This window comes from Streptomyces sp. RP5T (genome assembly GCF_003933965.1).
Classification (GTDB): domain Bacteria; phylum Actinomycetota; class Actinomycetes; order Streptomycetales; family Streptomycetaceae; genus Streptomyces.
Window position 1 is genome coordinate 1 of record NZ_RSAJ01000813.1, and the last position, 3,023, is coordinate 3,023.

The 3,023-nt window shown below is 75.4% G+C and carries 3 protein-coding genes; 2 read left to right on the plus strand and 1 reads right to left on the minus strand.

Features of this window, described 5'->3' with window-relative positions; all coding sequences use genetic code 11:
• Positions 1 to 213 (minus strand): hypothetical protein (locus EHS43_RS47245; RefSeq protein ID WP_221740812.1); only part of this gene is annotated, 213 nt, incomplete at its 3' end.
• A gap of 244 nt (positions 214 to 457) precedes the next feature.
• Here EHS43_RS47245 and ssd point away from each other — a divergent pair.
• Both ssd and EHS43_RS41425 read left to right on the plus strand, forming a co-directional pair.
• On the plus strand, positions 458 to 1,576 hold the full coding sequence (ssd, locus tag EHS43_RS41420) for a septum site-determining protein Ssd (RefSeq protein ID WP_125195661.1): 1,119 nt from the start codon (positions 458 to 460) through the stop codon (positions 1,574 to 1,576).
• Positions 1,577 to 1,743: 167 nt separating this feature from the next.
• Positions 1,744 to 2,913: a TadA family conjugal transfer-associated ATPase gene (locus EHS43_RS41425; protein WP_185806633.1), complete on the plus strand. Its 1,170-nt coding sequence runs from the start codon at positions 1,744 to 1,746 to the stop codon at positions 2,911 to 2,913.
• Positions 2,914 to 3,023 lie beyond the last annotated feature (110 nt).

The window sequence follows — 3,023 nt, forward strand, 5'->3', positions numbered from 1 at the left end:
CCCCCCCGGTGGGGGTCGTCGCATGTCCGGGTGGGTTTTCTCTTTCTGAGCGCGGTTGCGTGACCGCTTCGAGGCGGCTTCGGCCGTCTCTTTCGCGCGCCCATGATCCGTCACTGTGCGTAGTTGCAACGCTGCTCTGCGGAAGTTGTGCACAGGCGGCAGGTGCTCACCGGTATGGGTGACGGCGATATTCACAGGCGCCCACTTGTCCACAGTTTTCCACCAAGATCCACACGATTTCCGGGATCGCTGCACCGTGAATCCCACACGTCCCGCTCCGGCCGACTTCCTGGCCGGTTCTGGTTTGTCGGGTGTGTTTGGCCGGTTCCTATCGGCCGCTCATATGGAGGCCGGTCGCCGGTTCTTCACATGTCTGGGAATCGCGGGGCCGAAGGGGCACCGCGGGAGAGCGCCGGGCGGGCCCTTCGGGGGTTCTCGCGCGGCGCGGCGAAGGGGGATGGAGATCGTGACCGCAGCCGTCACACACGAGGGGCAGCCCACTGGCGGAGGGCGGCCGGGCCGGCCGTTGATCGTCACGGAGGACGAGGACCTGCTCGACGACCTGCTGCGGCTGTGCGCCGCGGCCGGGGCGACGGCCGAGGTCCACCACGGGGTGCCGCAGCCAAGAGGCAGCTGGGAGGCCGCCCCGCTCGTCCTGGTCGGCGACGACGCCGCACGACGGGTGCGCGGGTCCGCCCGCAGGCGGGGAGTGGTGCTGGTGGGCCGGGACCAGGACGACTCCGGGGTGTGGAAGCGGGCCGTCGAGATCGGCGCCGATCACGTCCTGGTGCTGCCCGACGGCGAGCAGTGGCTGGTCGACCGGATCGCCGACGTCACCGAGGGCGTCGGCCGGCCTGCCCTCACCGTCGGCGTCATCGGCGGCCGCGGCGGGGCCGGAGCCTCCACGCTCGCGTGCGCCCTCGCTGTCACCTCCGCGCGTGAGGGCCTGCGCACACTCCTCGTGGACGCCGATCCGCTGGGCGGCGGACTCGACGTACTCCTCGGCGGCGAGAGCACCGAGGGACTGCGCTGGCCCGCGTTCGCCGCCTCGCGCGGGCGGGTCGGCGGCGGCGCCCTGGAGGAGTCGCTGCCGCGCCTGCACTCGCTGCGGGTCCTGAGCTGGGACCGCGGCGACCGCATCGCCGTCCCGCCCCAGGCCGTGCGGGCGGTGCTCGCCGCGGCCCGGCGCCGGGGCGGCACCGTGGTCGTCGACCTGCCCCGCCGCCTGGACGACGGCGTCGCCGAGGCGCTCGCCCAGATCGACCTGGGGATCCTCGTGGTCCCCGCCGAACTGCGGGCCGTCGCCGCGGCCTGTCGGGTCGCCTCGGCGGTCGGCATGGTCCTGCGCGACCTGCGGGTGGCGGTACGCGGCCCTTACGCACCCGGCCTCGACGACCGCGAGGTGGCCCGCCTGCTGGGTCTGCCCCTGGTGGGCGAGGTCCCGGTCGAGTCGGCCCTCCAGCGGCCGCAGGGGAGCGGATCGCCGCCGGGCGCGGCCGCCCGGGGACCGCTGGCGCGGTTCTGCAAGGAGTTCTGGGAGCGCGCGTTGGCGGAGACGGGGGCGGGGGCGGCATGAGCGGGTTCTCGGGGTCCGCTCCGGTGGACGGCGCGGGAGGCGGCCGCGCGGTGACGTGGCGGACGGCTCATCCGGTGGCGGGCCACGTCGAGCGGAGGCGGTCGGCCGGTGCTCCTGCGACATCCTCGGCGGGTGTGGCCGCGACGTCCACGGCGCCCGGCGCGGACATGGCTCCCGGGCTGCTGGACGGCGTGCGGCAGTGGCTGGCCGAGAGCGGGGCCGAACCGACGCCCGCGCGGGTGGCGCAGGCGCTGCGGGAGCAGGGACGGGTCCTCGGCGACGCCGAAGTGCTGGGCGCGGCCGAGCGGTTGCGGTCCGAACTGGTCGGCAGCGGACCCCTGGAGCCGTTGCTCGCCGACCCGTCGGTGACGGACGTCCTCGTGTCGGCGCCGGACCGGGTCTGGGTGGACCGGGGCGGCGGACTCGAACTGACCGACGTCTCCTTCCCCGACGCGGCTGCCGTACGACGGCTCGCGCAGCGGCTCGCCGCGGTGGCGGGGCGGCGCCTCGACGACGCCCGGCCCTGGGTCGACGCCCGGCTGCCGGACGGCACGCGGCTGCACGCGGTGCTGCCTCCGGTCGCCGTCGGCTGTGCCTGTCTGGCCCTGCGGGTGGTACGGCCGCGTGCCTTCACGCTGGGCGAGCTGGTCGCGGCCGGCACGGTTCCGCCTGGCGGCGACCGGGTGCTGCGGGCGCTGCTGGACGCGCGGCTGTCGTTCCTCGTCAGCGGCGGGACGGGTACCGGGAAGACGACGCTGCTGAGCGCCCTGCTGGGGCTCGTCGGGCCGGGTGAGCGGATCGTGCTCGCGGAGGACTCGGCGGAGCTCAGGCCCGACCATCCGCACGTCGTCCGGCTGGAGACGAGACCCGCCAACCAGGAGGGTGCCGGGCTCGTCACGCTTGAGGACCTGGTGCGCCAGGCACTGCGGATGCGGCCGGACCGGCTCGTCGTGGGCGAGGTGCGCGGGCCCGAGGTGGTGCATCTGCTGGCCGCCCTGAACACGGGTCATGAGGGCGGCTGCGGGACCGTGCACGCCAACGCGGCGGCCGACGTACCGGCCCGGCTGGAGGCGCTGGGGACGGCCGCCGGGCTCGACCGGGCCGCGCTGCACAGCCAGTTGGCGGCCGCACTGTCGGTCGTGCTGCACCTCGTGCGCGACCGGGCCGGGCGGCGGCGGATCGCCGAGGTGCGGGTCCTGGAGCGGGATTCCTCCGGGCTGGTGCGGACGGTGCCGGCGCTGCGGTGGGGAGCGGAGGCGTTCGCGTACGAGCGCGGATGGGAGCGGCTGCGGGGACTGCTCGGGGATGCGCTGCGTGGGCCGGAGCAGTGCGGATGACTCAGCCGGCGGACGGGGCGGCCGAGCGGGCGGGCCCGGGACGGAGACGAGACGGCTCGGACGGGGGGAGAGGACGTGGTGATCGGGATGGGCGAGAGGACGTGGTGATC

Bases quoted from the DNA above. Each gene is read 5' to 3' on its own strand.
- ssd (WP_125195661.1), top strand. From the start codon at position 458: ATGGAGATCGTGACCGCAGCCGTCACACACGAGGGGCAGCCCACTGGC.
- EHS43_RS41425 (WP_185806633.1), top strand. From the start codon at position 1,744: ATGGCTCCCGGGCTGCTGGACGGCGTGCGGCAGTGGCTGGCCGAGAGC.